This window comes from Stenotrophomonas sp. YJH_SMC_16 (genome assembly GCF_059367875.1).
In genome coordinates this window covers 179,831-197,608 of record NZ_JCAFRH010000002.1, presented here as the reverse complement: position 1 = coordinate 197,608, position 17,778 = coordinate 179,831, and the positions used below count along the sequence as shown (strand labels likewise).

Here is a 17,778-nt window from a genome sequence, read left to right as displayed (position 1 = left end):
TGCCGCTCGCGCGCCGATCAGAGCAGCAGCAACGCTCCGATCAACGCCGGCGGCATCACCAGCGCGCCGACGCGCAGGAAGTCGAGCGCGCTGACATGCTCGCCCTCGCGGCGCAGCGCCACCAGCCACAGCATCGTCGCCAGCGAACCGGTGACCGACAGGTTGGGTCCCAGATCCACACCGACCAGCAATGCGGCACGGGTCTGCGCCGGCAGGTCGGCCATCTGCCCCAGCGAACCGGCGGCCAGGCCGACCGGCAGATTGTTGGCCACGTTGCTCAGCAGCGCAGCCGCGCCACCGGCCAGCCAGCTGGCCTGGCGGGGAGATGCCTGCGCCAGGGCCTGCAGGGCGTCGGCCGCGCTCTGGATGACACCGGTCTGCGCCACCGCTTCCACCAGCACGAACAGTCCCGCCACCAGCGGCAGCACGCCCCAGGACACGTGGCGCAGCAGTGGCAGCGGGCTGCGCCGCTGGCGGATCGCCACCACCGCCACAGTCAGCGTGCCCGCGCAGAACGTGGTCAGGCCCAATGGCCCGTTCAAGGCGGACGTGACCAGCAACACGGTGCCGGTGAACAGCACGCCCAGTGCGCTCAGCCGGCCGCCGTCGGTCAACGGGCGATGCGCCGGCGCGGCCACCAGCGGCTGGGCGATCTCGCGCCGGTGCACCCAGCGCAGGACCAGGTAGGTGGCACCGATCGCCGCCGCCGACGGCAGCGCGAACTGCGCCAGCCACTGCAGCAGCGGCGGCATGTGCTGGCCGTACACCACCAGGTTGGCCGGATTGGAAATGGGCAGCACGAAGCTGGCCGCATTGGCGATGAAGGCACAGACGAACAGGTAGGGCAGGGGATTGGCGCGCGCCGCCTTGCAGGCGGCGTAGACCGCCGGGGTCAGCACCACGGCCGTTGCATCGTTGGACAGGAACACCGTCACCAGCGTGCCGACCAGGAATACCAGGTCGAACAGGCGTCGCCCGGATCCGCCCGCATGCCGGACCGCGTACAACGCCACCCAATCGAACAGGCCTTCGCGCCGCGCCAGTTCGGCCAGCATCATCATGCCGACCAGGAAGAGGTAGACGTCGCGGCCTTCGGCCACCGCGCCCCATGCGGTGTGCAGCGACACCGCGCCCAGCAACGGCAAGAGGGCGGCAGCGCACAACGCCCACACATATTCGGGGATGCGGAAAGGACGGAACAGCAGGCCGATGGTGGCAACGGCGACCGCTGCCCAGATCACGAGGGGGGCTTGGGGGGCGAGCATGGAGTGGGGCTTCAGCGGCACCGGCAGCGACCCCGGCGCAGGGGGTCCTGGCGCGCGCGATCAGCGGATGGGCGGCCGCTGCAATCATCGCAGGTTCCGGGTCGCCGCATCATACCGTGCGGCGCGGCATGGCGACCGCTGCAGTCGACCGCGCTGCAGGTGGGCCGGGGCGGCGCCCAGCCCACCTTCAGCACTCAAGCGCGGCATGACTTCAGGCACTGCAGTTTGACTACACATGTAGTCAAACTGCACACACGCTCATTGGACGAGATTGCGATGCCAAGATCCTGCTGGTTGTCCTGCGCCCTGGCCCTGGTGTTCGGCATCGCCGGGCCCACCCAAGCGGCGACGCGTGCCGAAGCCCTTGCCGCGATCGAGCGCAACGCGCGCGCCGCGCATTCCGATGCGGTCCTGGTGATGCACGACCGGGAAACGCTGCTTGAGCTGAAGCCCGCCGCGGGGCAGGAATCGGTTCACCTGATGTCGGCCACCAAGTCGGTCGTCGCGCTCGCCATTGCGTTGCTGCTGGACGAAGGAAAGCTGGCTTCGATCGATACGCCGGTCAGCCAGATCTATCCCGAATGGAAGCAGGGCAGGAAGCGCGCCATTACCGTGCGCATGCTGCTGGACCATACCTCGGGCCTGCAGAACGTGGCGAACGCGGGCGAAGAGCTGGAAGGGGCCCCGGACCTGGTCAGGCTGGCACTGGCCGCCGAGCTGAGCGATGCCCCGGGTACCGTGTTCTCCTACAACAACAAGGCCACCAACCTGCTGCCCGGTATTGTCGAGCGCCTGGCAGGCGAGCCGCTGGATGCCTATGTGGACGCGCGTCTTTTCAAGCCCCTGGGCATTGCCCACTACACCTGGATGAAGGATGAGGCAGGCACCCCGCTGGGCATGGCCGGGCTGTCCCTGCGCGCGGCCGATCTTGCCGCCATCGGGCAACTGTTGCTGGAAGGAGGCGTGGCGCCGGATGGCAAACGTCTCCTGAGTGAGCAGTCGGTCGCGTTGATGACGACCGAAAGCGCCCGTGCGCCAGATGTTGGGCTGCTGTGGTGGCGGGTACCGGCCTGGGAACGCTACCAGCTCAAGCCCCGGCTACAGGATCTGCTGGTGCAAAGGAGGGTGGACGACGACGTGCAGCGCGCACTGCAGGCCAGTGCAGGGCGTGCATTCGAAAGCCGCAGCGCGCTGGTGGCCTTCCTTGCCGATCAGTTGGGCGCGGACTGGTCGCAGCGTTACGGCAGCCAGATCTCCGGGCGAGGGCTGAAGCTTGCCGATCTCTACGACATCACACGGGGGCCGGTCGTCGGCTTCGCCGCCAACGGCTACCTGGGCCAATACATGATGATCATTCCGGAACAGCGTGTCGTCGCAGTGCGCCTGATCCACCGGCGCGAGACCCACAGCGCTCCACAGGACGACTATCCCTCCTTCTTCGCCGATGTCCTGCAGTTGGCGCGGACACTGCAATAGGCCCTGTCGCCATCATGTCCACGCGCGCTGAACATCTTCCTGGAGCGTTCTTCACTGTCGTGCCGCCTAAAGTGGGATGACATCTTGGCCGCACACCTACTGAAGCATGTTTGATTATCAGGACTGGACCTTCCACGCCAATGGCCGAACGGTAGTGGCGCGGGTAGCGCTGGACGGTGAAGGTGGCGGCACCATCAACCGCTACCAGCTGGTGCCGGGACCGGCACAGTCGGGGTTGTGCATCAAGGTCGCCTCCCAGGACGAGGCCGCGCAGAAACTGGAGGCCGAAGTGACGAAGCTGCTGGGACCGGTGTGGTAGCCACTGCGCCATGCCGGCCGGGCATCCGCATGCTGACGGCGGAATGACCGGCCCGGGCAACGGGCATCGCGCCGGATGCCCGTTGCATGAGGACGCTTACTTGGGCATCAGCACGGTGTCGACCACGTGGATGACGCCGTTGGACTGGCTGACATCTGCAACGCTGATGCCTGCCTTGCCACCCTTTGCGTCGATGACCCAGAGCTTGCCATCGTGGAGCGCCACGGTGAGAGGCTCACCCTGTACGGTCTTCAGGGTGGCCTTGCCGCCGTGCTTGCGGGCATCGGCCAGAAGCTGGGCCGAACTGTAGCTGCCCGGGACGACGTGGTAGGTCAGGATCCGGGTCAACCGTGCCTTGTTTTCCGGCTTCACCAGCGTATCGACAGTGCCTGCAGGCAGTTTTTCGAAGGCCGCATTGGTGGGCGCGAAAACAGTGAAGGGCCCGGTGCCGTTGAGGGTGTCGACCAGGCCGGCTGCTTTGACCGCTGCAACGAGCGTGGTGTGATCCTTGGAATTGACGGCGTTCTCGACGATGGTCCTGGTGGGGTACATTTCTGCCCCGCCCACGATGACGGTGTTGGCGGCGAAAACTGAGGAGCCGGACGAAACGAGTACGGCGAAGCCGACTGCGGCGGCGATGCGCTGAAGAGCGTTCACGGTGCGTTCCTTTCTGGATGACCCGCAAGCGCGGGCATCTTTCCTACGGCGGGCGAGCGTGACCGGATGCAGCAACGGCCGAGTCAGCAGCTGTTTCGCGTGCTGCCGGTTTTGCTGCGCTGCATGGTGACAACGGCGAACCTCGGTGATTACTCTCCTCTGCAACGCGATGGTAGCGCTACCAGTCGGACGGGGATCCAGGGTCCGGGAGGCTGCCTTCTTTGCCGCGTGTTTGTCCTGGCAGGCTTGAAAAGCAAGTGTAAGTCGCGGCGTGCCCGAGCACCCGTGCTGTTCGGTTTGGAATGCGGGCCACGCCCGTGCGTGCCCCTGGGAGGGGGCGGTACATCCATTCGATCGTATGTCAGAGGGGACTTTCATGAGCACCTGCAGTTTCCGTGGCACCCCGGGCCCGAGGTCCGGTTCATGAGCCGCGCGTTGGCGAAGTTCCGGTCCCGGGCCATGTTCACCTTCGTGGGTGGTGCCCTGGTCATCAATCCCGCCTTTGCGCAGGACGCCGCACCGGCGACCGGGCAGCAGCCGCAGAGCCAGTCGCAACCCACCCAGCTTGATGCAGTGCAGGTCACGGGCATACGCAACAGCCTGAGCCAGGCCATGGATATCAAGCGCGACTCGGCGGGCGTGGTCGATGCGATCAGCGCCGAGGACATCGGCAAGTTCCCCGATACCAATCTTGCCGAGTCGTTGCAGCGCATCACCGGCATCTCCATCGAGCGCCGTGACGGCGAGGGCGCGCAGGTGACCGCGCGTGGCTTCGGTCCGCAGTTCAACATGGTCACGCTCAACGGTCGGCAGATGCCGGGCGCGGACGCGTTCGGTGCCTCCGGACAGGTGGCCATCGGCGGTGTCGACGGCGGTACCCGCGCCTTCAATTTCGCGCAACTGGCCGCCGAGGCCATCAATGGCATCGAGGTCTACAAGACCAGCCAGGCACAGGTGCCCAGCGGTGGCATCGGCGCGACGATCAATATCCTGACCTCGCGCCCGCTCGATCACGCCGGCATCGTGGCCAACGCCGGGGCGAAGCTGGTCTCCGACCAGAGCCAGCCGTTCGACAATGACCTGACACCGGAGCTGTCGGGCATCTTCAGCTACAGCAATCCGGAAAAGACCTTTGGCGTCAGCCTCAGCGCGAGCCAGCAGAAGCGCAAGGGTGGCTCGGTGCAGGCCACGGAGAACTACTGGAACGTGCAGCCGTGGACAGGGTCGATGCCGGGCAACCCGACCGTGGTCAATGCCCCGGCCGTCGGCCAGCTTTACGCGCGGCCCAACGACCTGCGCTACGCGTTCTCCGAATTCGAACGCGAACGCGTCAACGGCCAGGCCGTGCTGCAGTTCGCACCAACGGACAGCCTGACCCTGACCGTGGATTACACCTACTCGACCAACGAAATCACCGAGAATCGCGGCGAGCAGGGCATGTGGCTGCAGAACAGCAACTACACCAACGTCGAGTTCGACACCAGTGGCGCCATCGCGACGCCGGTATACATCCGTGAAATCGCCGGCACCAAGGATTTCGGCCTGGAACAGCAGCGCAGCATGCAGGAATACAAGCTGGGTTCGCTGGGTTTCAATGCCGTCTGGAATGTCAGCGACCGCTTCAAGCTCAGCTTCGATGCGCACAACTCGAAGAACGAGAGCCGCCCGAATGACCCGCTCACCGGCGGTGGTTCGATCTTCATGAGCATCGCCGGCACCAACAACTGCACCCGTGGCCCGCATTGCGGTGGCTCCTGGGTGCAGGAGTTGAACTTCAACAATGGCCTGCCGGTTGGCACCCAGGTCTGGTATCCCAGCACCGCCGATGCGGTCGCCGGGACCAATGGCGTGGTCAATCCGGGCTTCCAGGAAGGCGAGGTTGGCACGCAGGTGCTGCGCGTCAACGCGCAGACCCAGATCAGCGAGATCAAGCAGGCGCGCGTCGATGGCGAATGGAACTTCGACCACGGCCGCTTCCAGTTCGGCGTGGACACCAACAAGTCCACCACCCACCGCATCCAGGCCGCCGAGGCCTACTCCACCCTGGGTGACTGGGGCGTGGCCAACGTGGACCGGGATACCGCCGCGGGCCTGATGGACCTGCTTCAACCGGTCAGCATCGTCGGCTTGTTCGACGACTACAGTGCAAACAGCTGGCCGGCCTGGCGCGGCAATGCCGGGCAGCTCGCGCAATGGGCGTCGCGCGAGTACGGCGTTGGTCTGGGTGTGAACCCGCAACGCGCGGCCGACAATTTCGTGGAAGAGAAGACCAAGGCGGCGTACTTCCAGGTAGAGCTGGACGGGGAACTGGGCGGCATGCGCACCAACACGCGCCTGGGCGTGCGCTATGAAACCACCGACGTGGTGTCGACCTCGGTCATTGCCGTTCCCGAGTCCATCGAGTGGCAGGCCAACAACGATTTCCGCATCGTGCTGTCCGATGAGCAGCAGCCCTTCACGGAAAAGGCGCGGTACAGCTACATCCTGCCCAACCTTGATTTCAGCATCGACCTCACCGAGGAACTGAAGGGCCGTGTGTCGTTCGGCAAAAGCATCGCCCGCGCGCCGTACGGCAATCTCTATGCAGGACCCGGGGCCCAGCAACCGTTCGGCTCGGTGCTGATCGATCCCTCGTCCCGCGCCAGCGGCAATTCCCAGAACCCGAGCCTGAAGCCGCTGGAATCGGACAACCTCGATCTGGGGCTGGAGTGGTACTTCGCCGATGCCAGCTATGTGTCATTGACCTACTGGAACAAGTCGGTCAGCAACTTCATCGGCAACACCGTCGTCCAGGAAAGCCTGTACGGCCTCACCGACCCGACCTCCGGGCCGGATGCGCGGGCGGCGTTGGACTTCCTGACCAGCGGCGCCTGCGTCGCCCAGGTCGGGCCGGCCAACGCAGCCGCCTGCTCGGCCAACGACACCTCGCTGTTCACCGCACTGGCGTTGCTGCGCAACAATCCTGCCGGCCTGGGCGCCTACAACGGAACCGATGCGCAGGTCCTGGCCACCGAAGCGGCCTACGATCTGTATGGGCAGGCCAACGATCCGCTGTACCAGTTCAACGTCAATCGCCCGATCAACCAGAACAAGTCCAAGCTGCACGGCTGGGAGCTGGGCGGGCAGTACTTCTTCGGTGACACCGGGTTCGGCGTACTGGCCAACTACACGGTGGTGAAAGGTGATGTCGGCTACAACAACGGCGGCGATCCGGGTATCGACCAGTTCTCGCTCACCGGCCTGAGCGACACCGCCAACGCCATGCTGATGTACGAGAAGTACGGGTGGTCGGTGCGACTGGCATGGAACTGGCGCGATCAGTACCTGATCCTGGCCAACCAGGGCTCCAGCCGCAATCCGTACTATGTGGAGCCGTACGAGCAGTGGGATCTCAGCGTCAACTACGCGCTCGATGACCACTGGTCCTTCAGCCTGGAGGCGATCAACCTGACCGGTGAGGATGTGCGGTGGCGCTCGCGCACGTCGCAGATGATCGTCAAGCTGGCAGACCAGAGCCCGCGCTACATGCTGGGCGTCCGCTACAAGTTCTGAGCCTGGTTGCCGACGCGTCCGGCACGGCACCGCTGCCCGCCAGCGGTGCCGCGCCGGGACGGTGTCGCCGCACCTGTCGCGCCTGCGCTACCCTGCTGTCCAGCCACCCCGCGCTGGACTGGATATCCTGATGGCCCGCTATGAAATGCTCAACAACATCGCGCATCGGGACCTGAAGGTCGCCACCGGCTTCGGGCCGCAGTTCGGCGATGCGGTGGGCATGGTGCCGGCCTATCCCAGCGAGTTCGCTGAACTGCAGCGTGAGTATCCGATCTTCCTGCGCAGGGAAACCGGGACGGAAGCGTGGCAGTCCGTGGCCCTGCTGGGTTTCGAACAACACGAGAACCTGTTCCTGCAGGACGGGCGCTGGAATGCCTCCTACCTGCCTGGCGCGGCCGCCAAAGGGCCGTTCCTGATCGGGTTCCAGGAGCACTACGTGGATGGCGTGCTCACCCAGGATGCGGTGATGCACGTGGACCTGGACCATCCGCGCGTCACCGCCGGCGCCGGTGAGCCGGTGTTCCTGCCGCAGGGCGGCAACACGCCCTACCTGGACCACATCGCCGGCGTGCTGCGCGGCATCCACGAGGGGAGTGCCTTCGCGGCCAATATGTTCACGATGCTCGACGACTGCGGGCTCATCCAGCCGGTCACGCTTGATGTGCAGCTCGCGCCGTATCACCGCGTGGGCGTGAGCGGATTGCACGGCATTGACCGCGAGCGCCTGGCGGCGCTGGACAGTTCACGCCTGGCTGCGTTGAACCGCGCCGGTTACCTGGAAGGTGCATACCTGATGCTTGCCTCGCTGCATAACATGCGCCGCCTGATCGCCGAGAAGCAGCGCCGTCTCCGCGTCCAGGACGGCACCACGCAGGCGGTCAGGAACTGACCGGTGCAAGCCAGCCTGCCGATGCGGATCCTGGAAGGCATCGATCCTGCCGCGTTGCCATTGGCTGACCTGGTGGACGCCGGTGAGCCGGTCGTACTGCGCGGCATCGCCAGCGGTTGGCCACTGGTCCAGGCCGGACTGGGCGGCGTGCACGACGCGATGGTGTACCTGTGCAGCGTCGATGCGGGTGCGCCCATCCAGTACTCGTTCGGCGGCCCCGAGATCGCAGGCCGCCCGTTCTACAGCGCGGACTTCACCCGGCTGAACTTCGAAGTGCGGCGTGGCCTGCTGGCCCAGGTGCTGGAAGAGATCGCCACGACGCTGCATGCGCCGCGGCCGCCAACCTATTACGTGGCCTCGCTGCCGATCGAGCGGGCCCTGCTGCCGGCATTCGCGCAGGCCAACGACGCCGGGCTGGCGAAGCAGGGCATCGACGCCACCGCCAGCATCTGGATCGGCAACCGGGTGACGGCCTCGTGCCATTTCGACACACCCGACAACCTCGCCTGCTGCGCGGTGGGGCAGCGCGAGTTCACGCTGTTCCCGCCCGCCCAGATCGACAACCTCTATCCGGGTCCGCTCGATCCCACGCCGGGTGGACAGGTGGTCAGCGTGGTGGACTTCGAACACCCCGACTTCGGTCGGCATCCACGCTTCCGCGACGCGCTGGCGCATGCACGCAGGGCGGTACTTGGGCCGGGCGATGCGATCTTCATTCCCAGCATGTGGTGGCACCATGTACGCAGCCTGGAACCGTTCAACGTGCTGGTGAACTACTGGTGGCGAAGCTCGCCGGCCTGGCTGGGGGCGCCTCTGGCGGCGCTACAGCACGCGATGTGGTCCGTGCGCGACCTGCCAGCGCGTGAGAAGCAGGCCTGGGAAGGGCTCTTCCGATACTACGTATTCGGCCCCGGCGAGCGCGCCGGGCAGCACCTGCCTGACACGGCGCGCGGGGATCTGGCACCGTTCGACGAGCAGCGCGCCCGCCGCATGCGCGCGATGCTGCTGGGCAGGCTCAACCGTTGAGAGAGGGCACCGTGTTGGATACCGAGAGCACGCCTGCAGGGCGCATCCGTAAAGTGGTCATTGCCGGTGGCGGTACAGCGGGATGGCTGGCCGGCTGCGCGCTGGCGCATCAGTTCCGTGACCAACTGCAGATCACGCTGGTCGAGTCCGAGCAGATCGGCACGGTCGGCGTCGGTGAGTCCACCGTGCCGCCGATCCGCACCTTCCATCGCTTCCTGCAGATCGACGAGCAGGAGTTCCTGCGCGCGGTGGCCGGTACCTTCAAGCTGTCGATCTCGTTCGAGAACTGGCGGCTGCCGGGGGATCGCTTCTTCCATCCGTTCGGCACCATCGGCCATGGCACCTGGGCGGCTCCCTTCCATCACTTCTGGCTGGACAGCCTGCGCCGCGGCATGCCCTCGGACCTGGGCGACTTCTGCCTGGAGAGCATCGCCTCGCGTGGCGACCGCTTCTCGCTGCACACCCAGCCGCAGGCCAGCTATGCATATCATTTCGATGCCAGCCTGTATGCGCGGTTCCTGCGCCACAGGGCCGAGGCCCACGGCCTGCGCCGGATCGAAGGCAGGATCGCCCTGGTCAGGCAGCACGCACACGACGGCTCGGTGCAGGCGCTGGTGCTGGACGACGGCCAGGTGATCGAGGGCGATCTGTTCATCGACTGCACCGGGTTCCGTGGCCTGCTGATCGAGCAGGCGCTGGGCACCGGCTACGAGGACTGGCACGAATGGCTTCCGTGCGATCGGGCTGTGGCGGTGCAGACCGAAGCGGTGGCGCCGCCGGTTCCCTATACCCGCGCGATCGCCCACGAAGCGGGGTGGCGCTGGCACATCGCGCTGCAGCACCGCGTTGGCTGCGGGCTGGTGTATGACAGCCGCCACCTGTCCGATGACGAGGCCGCAGCGAAGCTGCTGCGCGATGCCGGGGCCCCACCTTTGCGCGATCCATGGAAGGTGCCGTTCCGCAGCGGGCGCCGGCTGAAGGCCTGGAACGGGAACGTGGTGTCGCTCGGGCTGGCCAGCGGTTTCATCGAGCCACTGGAGTCGACCAGCATCCATCTGACGATCAGCGCGGTGGTGCGCCTGATCCAATTGTTCCCGTTCGACGGCATCCGTGCGTCGCTGGTGAAGCTGTACAACGATGTCAGCCGCCAGGAAATGGAGCACGTGCGCGACTTCATCATCCTGCACTATCACGCAACGCAGCGCACCGAACCGATGTGGAAGGCGTGTCGCGAAATGCGCGTGCCCGAATCGCTGCAGCAGCGGCTGCAGGCGTGGCGCGAGCGCGCACACGCCTGGCAGGACCCCGGCGAGCTGTTCCGCGTGGAATCGTGGACCAGCGTGCTGCTCGGGCAGGGCATCGCGCCCGGTCCTGCCCACCCGCTGGCGCGGGCAGTGAGCGACGCCGATCTGCGCACCCTGTTGAAGGGCATCCAGCAGCCGGTGCAGCAGGCCGCCGCGCAGATGCCGACGCAGGCGGAGTTCATCGCGCAGTACTGCAGGTCCGGCGTTGACGTGTGGCGTTCGACGGCAGCAAACGCGTAGCAGGGTTTTGCGTTGCAGCACGCTTTTTCCGCTGCAGCTGGTTACAGTGCGGCAACACCGGTGGCGATGACGCGAGCGGTGGCAAGGAGGGGCTGAACATCACGCCCCTTTTTTGAGTCCACGAAATGTTAGCGCTACCTTTTTTGAATGGAGGCGGTTTCGATGGGTCTGGTTGCAGGGATCGATGCAGGGACGCAGAGCCTGAAGGTGCTGGTCTATGACCCGCCGAAGCAGGCGGTTGTGGCGTCGGCCAGCGCGCCGCTCGCGCTGGACAGCGGTGCCGATGGCAGCCGTGAACAGGCGCCGGCCGACTGGGTGTCGGCCCTGCGCGACTGCTTTGCCCGGATCGATCCCTCGCTGCGCGCACGCATCGTTGCGCTGGCGGTATCGGGCCAGCAGCATGGGTTCGTGCCGGTTGACGATGCTGGCGAGGTACTGGCACCGGCCAAGCTGTGGTGCGACACCAGCACCTCGGCCGAGTGCATCCAGATCATGGACGCCGTGGGCGGGTTGCAACGGACCATCGCGTTGGCGGGCAACCCGATCCTGGCCGGCTACACAGCGTCCAAGCTGCCCTGGACCCGGATCCACCGTACCGACGCCTACGCGCGGATGGCGACCATCCTGCTGCCACACGACTATCTGAACTTCGTGCTGACCGGGCAGCGGTTCTGCGAGCTTGGCGATGCGTCTGGAACCGGTTGGCTGGACGTGCGCACACGCACCTGGTCGCAGCAGCTGCTGCGCGCAACCGACCCTGATCGTGATCTTGCCGCCTGCCTGCCGCCCATCGCATCACCCGATGCGCTGTTCGATATCGCGCCTGCTGCGGCAGCCGCGCTGGGGCTGCCGACGGCGGTGAAGGTGGCCGTTGGCGGCGGCGACAACATGATGGCGGCGATCGGCACCGGCTGCGTCACGGAAGGTCGGCTGGCGATGAGCCTGGGAACCTCCGGAACGCTGTTTGCCTACTCCGGATCGCCGGTGATCGATACCGACGGCGCCTGGGCAGCGTTCTGCTCGTCGACGGGGGGCTGGCTCCCGCTGATCTGCACCATGAACTGCACCGTGGCGACCGAACAGGTGGCCCGTGCCTTCGGCTTCAGCACTCGCGACGGCGATGCGCACCTGCGCGCGACGCCACCGGGAGCAGGCGGGCTGGTGATGCTGCCGTTCCTCAATGGCGAACGTACCCCTGACCTGCCGCTGGGCAAGGGCGTGCTGGCTGGCCTGGACACCGCCAATTTCACCCCGGCGCATGTGTACCGCGCCGCCATGGAGGGCGCGACCTACAGCCTGAAGTACGGCTACGACGCCTTTGTCCGCGCAGGCATGCAGTTCGATCGCATCGTGCTCACCGGCGGTGGCAGCAACAGCGCTGCCTGGCGTCAGCTGGTGGCTGATGTGTTCGGCCTGCCGGTGGACGTCCCGGTGCAGGCCGAAGGTGCGGCATTTGGAGCGGCGCTACAGGCGTTGTGGGCGTTCACCAAGGCGCAGGGAGACGCCACCCCGATCAGCGACATCACCGCGCGCCACGTCACCGTCGATCCCGCGCTGTCCGCTCGGCCGGATCCGGACCGCAGCGAAGCCTATGCACGGGCCTACGCACGCTTCCTCAGCCATCTTGATGCCATCACGCCGCTGCAGCGCGGTTGATGGCTCCTCCACGACACCCCGTACAACGACAGGAGCACGCACCATGAGCACGCAGCCCTTCATCGGCGCCAAGGAGTACTTCCCCGGCGTCGGCCGCATTCCGTTCGAGGGCAAGGGCTCGGACAATCCGCTTGCCTTCAAGGTCTACGATGCCAACCGGGTCATCGGCGGCAAGACCATGCAGGAGCATCTGCGCTTCGCCGTGTGCTACTGGCACACCTTCTGCAATGCCGGGCACGATCCGTTCGGCCCGGGCACCCGGCAGTTCCCGTGGGAGGCATCGTCGCCGCTGGCCACGGCCGAGGCAAAGGTGGACGCCGCGTTCGAGTTCTTCACGAAGCTGGGCGTGCCGTACTGGTGCTTCCACGACATCGACCTGGCGCCGGATACCGATGACATCGGCCAGTACCAGAAGAACCTCGCGCACATGGTGGGCCTGGCCAAGGCGCGCCAGGAGGCCACCGGCGTCAAGCTGCTGTGGGGCACGGCCAACCTGTTCTCGCACCCGCGCTACATGAACGGTGCATCGACGAATCCCGATTTCGCGGTAGTCGCGCGTGCAGCCGTGCAGGTCAAGGCTGCACTGGAAGCGACGGTCGAGCTGGGCGGCGAGCATTACGTGTTCTGGGGCGGACGCGAGGGCTATGCGTCGCTGGCCAATACCCAGATGAAGCGCGAGATCGAGCACTTCGCACGCTTTCTGACCATGGCCCGCGACTATGGCCGCAGCATTGGCCTGAAGGGCAACTTCCTGATCGAGCCCAAGCCGATGGAGCCGATGAAGCACCAATACGACTTCGACAGTGCCACGGTGGTGGGTTTCCTGAAGGAGCATGGGCTGGACAAGGACTTCAAGCTCAACATCGAGGCCAACCACGCCACATTGTCCGGGCACACCTTCGAGCACGATCTGCAGGTCGCGTCCGATCACGGCCTGCTGGGCAGCATCGACGCCAACCGCGGCAACGCGCAGAACGGCTGGGACACCGACCAGTTCCCCAGCGATCTGTACGACACCGTCGGCGCGATGCTGGTCGTGCTGCGCCAGGGTGGGCTGGAGGGCGGGTTGAACTTCGATGCGAAGGTGCGCCGCGAGTCGACCGACCTGGAGGATCTGTTCATTGCCCACATTGGCGGCATGGACGCGTTCGCACGCGGCCTGGAGGTTGCCCATGCACTGCTGACCGAGTCGCCCTGGGAGCAATGGCGCAAGGAGCGCTACGCAAGTTTCGACAGCGGTGCCGGCCAGGATTTCGAGCGTGGCACGCTCAGCCTGCCGGACCTGGCGGCACTGGCCTCCCGGCTCGGCGAACCGCGCCAGGCCAGCGGCAAGCAGGAGCGTTACGAAAACCTGCTCAACCAATACCTGCTGCGCTGAGCGCGGCAGGCGAAGGGCGCAACGGTGCACTCAAGGGGACGGGGATGAACCAGGCAGCAGGCAGCGGTGAAAACACACGACTGATCGTACTGATCAGCGTGGTAGCGACAATTGGCGGCTTTCTGTTCGGCTTCGACAGCGGTGTGATCAATGGCACCCAGGATGGCCTGCACCAGGCGTTCCGGTCCGGCGAATGGATGCAGGGGTTCGAGATCGCGTCGATGCTGCTGGGCTGTGCGGTGGGCGCATTCAGTGCTGGACGGCTGGCCGACCGTCTGGGCCGTCGCAACGTGCTGATCCTTTCGGCAGTGATGTTCCTGCTGTCGGCGCTCGGTGCCGGGGCGGCGGTCTCGTCGGGCTGGTTCATTGCGGCGCGGGTGGTGGGCGGATTCGCGGTAGGCGCGGCCAGTGTGATCTCGCCGGCCTACATAGCCGAGGTCGCTCCGGCCCGCTATCGCGGCCGCCTGGCTACGGTGCAGCAGATCGCCATCATCACCGGGCTCACCGCTGCCTTCCTGTCCAACTACCTGCTGGCGGCTGCAGCGGGCGCGTCGACCGAACCGCTGTGGGGTGGGCAGGCCGCCTGGCGCTGGATGTTCTGGATGCAGGCCGCGCCATCGCTGCTGTTCCTGCTGCTGTTGCTGACCATTCCTGAGAGCCCGCGCTACCTGGTGGTGAAGCGGCGCAAGGACGATGCACTGCGGGTGCTGACCCGGCTGCTGGGCAGCGACAAGGCCCGCGCCACGCTCGAGGAGATCGATGCCTCGTTGTCCAACGACCATCATCGCCCTCGACTGTCCGACCTGAAGAGCCGGGCGACCGGGCGGATCCGCCCGATTGTCTGGGTCGGCGTCGGGCTGGCCTGCTTCCAGCAGCTGGTCGGCATCAACGTGGTGTTCTATTACGGCGCCGTGCTGTGGCAGGCGGTCGGCTTTTCCGAAAACGACGCGCTGCTGATCAACGTGCTGTCCGGCGCGCTGAGCATCGGTGCCTGCGTGGTCACGGTACTGCTGATTGACCGGATCGGCCGCAAGCCCCTGCTGTGGTTCGGCTCGGCAGGGATGTCGCTGTCGCTTGCACTGGTGGTGGTGGCCTTTGCCAGCGGTTCGCTGGCGGACGGGCACCTGCAGCTGCCCGGTCGCATGGGCACGCTGGCGCTGGTGGCGGCCAATGCCTACGTCGTGTTCTTCAATCTGTCCTGGGGGCCGGTGATGTGGGTGATGCTGGGCGAGATGTTCCCGAACCAGATCCGCGGTTCGGCACTGGCGGTCGCTGGCGCAGCGCAATGGACCTCCAACTTCGTGGTCACGGTGACGTTCCCGATGCTGCTGGCCGCGGCAGGGCTGGCAGCCACCTACGGCATCTACCTGGTGGCTGCCGTGATCTCGGTGATTTTCGTGGTCCGGCATGTGCACGAGACCAAGGGCAAGGAACTGGAGCAGATGGAAGGATGAGCGCCATGACATCGCAGGCCTTGGTAATCCGCAGCGGCGCGCTGGTCGCCGCACTGATGCTGGGATTGCTCGGCTGCCGCGGCCAGGACCGGGCTGCCGCCGCCGCAGCTACCGACAATGATCCCTGGCCGAAGGTCGCCTGGCCGCTGGCCGCGGATCCGGCACTGGAGAAGCGCATCACCGACCTGATGGCCGGCATGACGGTGGAGGAAAAGGTCGGCCAGCTGGTGCAGGGCGACATCGCCAGCGTCACCCCCGACGACGTGCGCCGCTACCGCCTCGGCTCGATCCTGGCCGGAGGCAACTCCGATCCCGGCGGCCGCTATGACGCCTCGCCGGCCGAATGGCTGGCGCTGGCCGACGCGTTCTACGACGCCTCCATGGATACGTCCCAAGGCGGCAAGCCCATCCCTCTGCTGTTCGGCATCGATGCCGTGCACGGGCAGAGCAACATCATGGGTGCCACGTTGTTCCCGCACAACATCGGGCTGGGCGCCACGCGCAATCCGGAGCTGCTGCGGCAGATCGGTGGCATCACCGCGCTGGAGACCCGCGTCACCGGCATGGAGTGGACGTTCGCGCCGACTGTTGCGGTACCCCAGGATGATCGCTGGGGACGCACCTACGAAGGCTACTCCGAATCGCCGGAGGTGGTGGCCAGCTATGCCGCCGCCATGGTGGAGGGATTGCAGGGCAGGGTGGGAACACCGGAGTTCCTCGATGGCCGCCATGTAATCGCCTCGGTGAAGCACTTCCTGGGCGATGGGGGCACCACTGACGGCAAGGACCAGGGCGACACCCGTATCAGCGAGTCAGATCTGGTGCGCATCCACGCGGCCGGATACCCGCCGGCAATCGCCGCCGGCGCGCAGACCGCAATGGCGTCGTTCAACAGCGTCAACGGTGAAAAGATGCATGGGCACCGGCATTACCTCACCGATGTGCTCAAGGGCCGCATGAACTTCGGTGGCTTCGTGGTGGGTGACTGGAATGGTCATGGACAGGTCAAGGGCTGCACCACCACAGACTGCCCGGCCACCATCATCGCGGGCCTGGACATGGCGATGGCTTCGGACAGCTGGAAGGGCTTCTACGAGACGACGCTGGCTGCGGTCAAGGACGGCCGGATCACGACGCAGCGGCTGGACGATGCAGTGCGCCGGATCCTGCGGGTCAAGTTCCGCCTTGGGCTGTTCGAGGCCGGCAGGCCATCCACGCGGGCCGTCGGCGGGCAGTTCGCACTGATCGGCGCGCCGGCACATCGCGCGGTCGCCCGGCAGGCCGTGCGCGAATCGCTGGTCCTGTTGAAAAACCAGGACCACGTCCTGCCGCTGTCTCCGAAGCAGCGGATCCTCGTGGCCGGCGACGGTGCCAACGATGTCGGCAAGCAGGCGGGCGGCTGGACGCTCAACTGGCAGGGCACCGGCACCACCCGCAAGGACTTCCCCAATGCGGACACGATCTATGAGGGCATCGCGCGCCAGGCCAGCGCGGCGGGTGGTGAAGCCGTGCTTGCCGTTGACGGTCGCTATGCAGTGAGGCCCGATGTGGCGGTGGTGGTGTTTGGCGAAGACCCCTATGCCGAGTTCCAGGGAGACCGGCCGACGCTGGCCTACAAGCCCGGCAACGAAACGGACCTGGCGCTGCTCAAGCGGCTCAAGGCCGAAGGCATACCGGTTGTTGCGGTTCTCCTGAGCGGGCGGCCGCTCTGGGTGAACCGGGAAATCAATGCCGCCGATGCCTTCGTGGCTGCATGGCTGCCGGGCTCGGAAGGCGCCGGCATTGCCGATGTACTGCTGCGCGGAAGCGATGGCCGCGTGCAGCACGATTTCAAGGGCAAGCTCAGTTTCAGCTGGCCGCGCACCGCCACCCAGTACGCCAACAACGTTGGCCAGAAGGACTACGATCCGTTGTTTGCGTTCGGCTTCGGCCTGACCTACGCCGACAACGGCGACCTGGCCGCGCTGCCGGAGGCATCGGGCGTGACCGGCAACGAGGGCGCGACCGGCGTCTACTTCGCGCGTGGTGACGCAGGCCCTGGCATGGCGCTGCGACTCGAGGATGCCGCTGGCCAGGGCCTGACCGTGACCCGCGTACCGGACGCATTGCCAGATGACCGGCTGAAGATCACCGGCGTGGATCATCTGGCGCAGGAGGATGGGCGACGCCTGGCCTGGTCGGGCAAGGGCGAGGCCGTCGCTGCACTGCAGTCGCACACGGCGGTGGACCTGCAGCGCGAATCCAACGGCGACCTGATGCTGCTGACCACGCTGCGGGTCGACGCTGCGCCGCAGGGTGAGGTGTGGCTGTCGGTCGGTTGCGGCGCGGGCTGCTCGGCACGCATCGCCATCGGGTCGTCGCTGGCGGCGCTTCCACAAGGCCAGTGGAAGCGTGTTGGCGTGCCGCTGAAGTGCCTGGCCAAGGCGGGCGCCAAGCTGGACGCGATCGACCGACCGTGGTCGGTGGTGACGGGCGATGCGATGACGATCTCCGTGTCACGCGTCGCGCTGGGTGCGCTGAACGAAGCCGAGGTCACCCTCGGATGCGGAGCATGATGCCTGC

General features: G+C 66.3%; 12 protein-coding genes. 10 read left to right on the top strand and 2 right to left on the bottom strand.

The window, feature by feature from the left end; all coding sequences use genetic code 11:
- Positions 1 to 17: 17 nt before the first annotated feature.
- A complete protein-coding gene (locus AC5P6E_RS05665) occupies positions 18 to 1,265 on the bottom strand; it encodes an arsenic transporter (protein ID WP_019337719.1) in 1,248 nt (415 codons plus the stop codon).
- A 294-nt stretch (positions 1,266 to 1,559) separates the two neighbouring features.
- On the opposite strand from AC5P6E_RS05665, the gene AC5P6E_RS05660 reads away from it, so the two are divergent.
- Together AC5P6E_RS05660 and AC5P6E_RS05655 are read left to right on the top strand one after the other, a co-directional pair.
- On the top strand, positions 1,560 to 2,741 hold the full coding sequence (locus AC5P6E_RS05660) for a serine hydrolase domain-containing protein (protein ID WP_019337718.1): 1,182 nt from the start codon (positions 1,560 to 1,562) through the stop codon (positions 2,739 to 2,741).
- Between the two features lie 106 nt (positions 2,742 to 2,847).
- Positions 2,848 to 3,060: a hypothetical protein gene (locus AC5P6E_RS05655; RefSeq protein WP_010485683.1), complete on the top strand. Its 213-nt coding sequence runs from the start codon at positions 2,848 to 2,850 to the stop codon at positions 3,058 to 3,060.
- Positions 3,061 to 3,156: 96 nt separating this feature from the next.
- Here the strand turns inward: AC5P6E_RS05655 and AC5P6E_RS05650 are convergent, their stop codons facing one another.
- Positions 3,157 to 3,717 carry a fasciclin domain-containing protein gene (locus AC5P6E_RS05650; protein ID WP_019337717.1) on the bottom strand — a complete coding sequence of 187 codons (561 nt, stop codon included), beginning with the start codon at positions 3,715 to 3,717 and terminating at the stop codon, positions 3,157 to 3,159.
- 423 nt (positions 3,718 to 4,140) lie between these two features.
- Between AC5P6E_RS05650 and AC5P6E_RS05645 the strand changes: the two genes are divergently transcribed.
- The 8 genes from AC5P6E_RS05645 (at position 4,141) to AC5P6E_RS05610 (ending at position 17,771) form a co-directional block, all read left to right on the top strand.
- Positions 4,141 to 7,269, top strand: a complete 3,129-nt coding sequence (locus tag AC5P6E_RS05645; protein ID WP_495230768.1) for a TonB-dependent receptor — start codon at positions 4,141 to 4,143, stop codon at positions 7,267 to 7,269.
- Between the two features lie 130 nt (positions 7,270 to 7,399).
- Positions 7,400 to 8,158 (top strand): SapC family protein, encoded by a 759-nt coding sequence (locus AC5P6E_RS05640; protein WP_019337716.1) that lies wholly within the window; start codon positions 7,400 to 7,402, stop codon positions 8,156 to 8,158.
- A 3-nt stretch (positions 8,159 to 8,161) separates the two neighbouring features.
- On the top strand, positions 8,162 to 9,184 hold the full coding sequence (locus AC5P6E_RS05635) for a cupin-like domain-containing protein (RefSeq protein ID WP_019337715.1): 1,023 nt from the start codon (positions 8,162 to 8,164) through the stop codon (positions 9,182 to 9,184).
- An 11-nt stretch (positions 9,185 to 9,195) separates the two neighbouring features.
- The gene (locus AC5P6E_RS05630) at positions 9,196 to 10,728 is read left to right on the top strand and encodes a tryptophan halogenase family protein (RefSeq protein WP_043395872.1); all 1,533 of its coding nucleotides are present in this window, start codon (positions 9,196 to 9,198) and stop codon (positions 10,726 to 10,728) included.
- Between the two features lie 162 nt (positions 10,729 to 10,890).
- Complete coding sequence (gene xylB, locus AC5P6E_RS05625) at positions 10,891 to 12,384, top strand: xylulokinase (protein WP_495230767.1); 1,494 nt, start codon at positions 10,891 to 10,893, stop codon at positions 12,382 to 12,384.
- Positions 12,385 to 12,427: 43 nt separating this feature from the next.
- Entirely contained in the window at positions 12,428 to 13,762 is a 1,335-nt protein-coding gene (gene xylA / locus AC5P6E_RS05620; protein WP_019337712.1) for a xylose isomerase, read from the top strand.
- A 44-nt stretch (positions 13,763 to 13,806) separates the two neighbouring features.
- Positions 13,807 to 15,216 carry a sugar porter family MFS transporter gene (locus tag AC5P6E_RS05615; protein ID WP_010485699.1) on the top strand — a complete coding sequence of 470 codons (1,410 nt, stop codon included), beginning with the start codon at positions 13,807 to 13,809 and terminating at the stop codon, positions 15,214 to 15,216.
- The gene (locus AC5P6E_RS05610) at positions 15,213 to 17,771 is read left to right on the top strand and encodes a glycoside hydrolase family 3 N-terminal domain-containing protein (RefSeq protein WP_019337711.1); all 2,559 of its coding nucleotides are present in this window, start codon (positions 15,213 to 15,215) and stop codon (positions 17,769 to 17,771) included. The genes AC5P6E_RS05615 and AC5P6E_RS05610 overlap by 4 nt, the downstream gene beginning before the upstream one ends.
- The last annotated feature ends 7 nt before the right edge of the window (positions 17,772 to 17,778 follow it).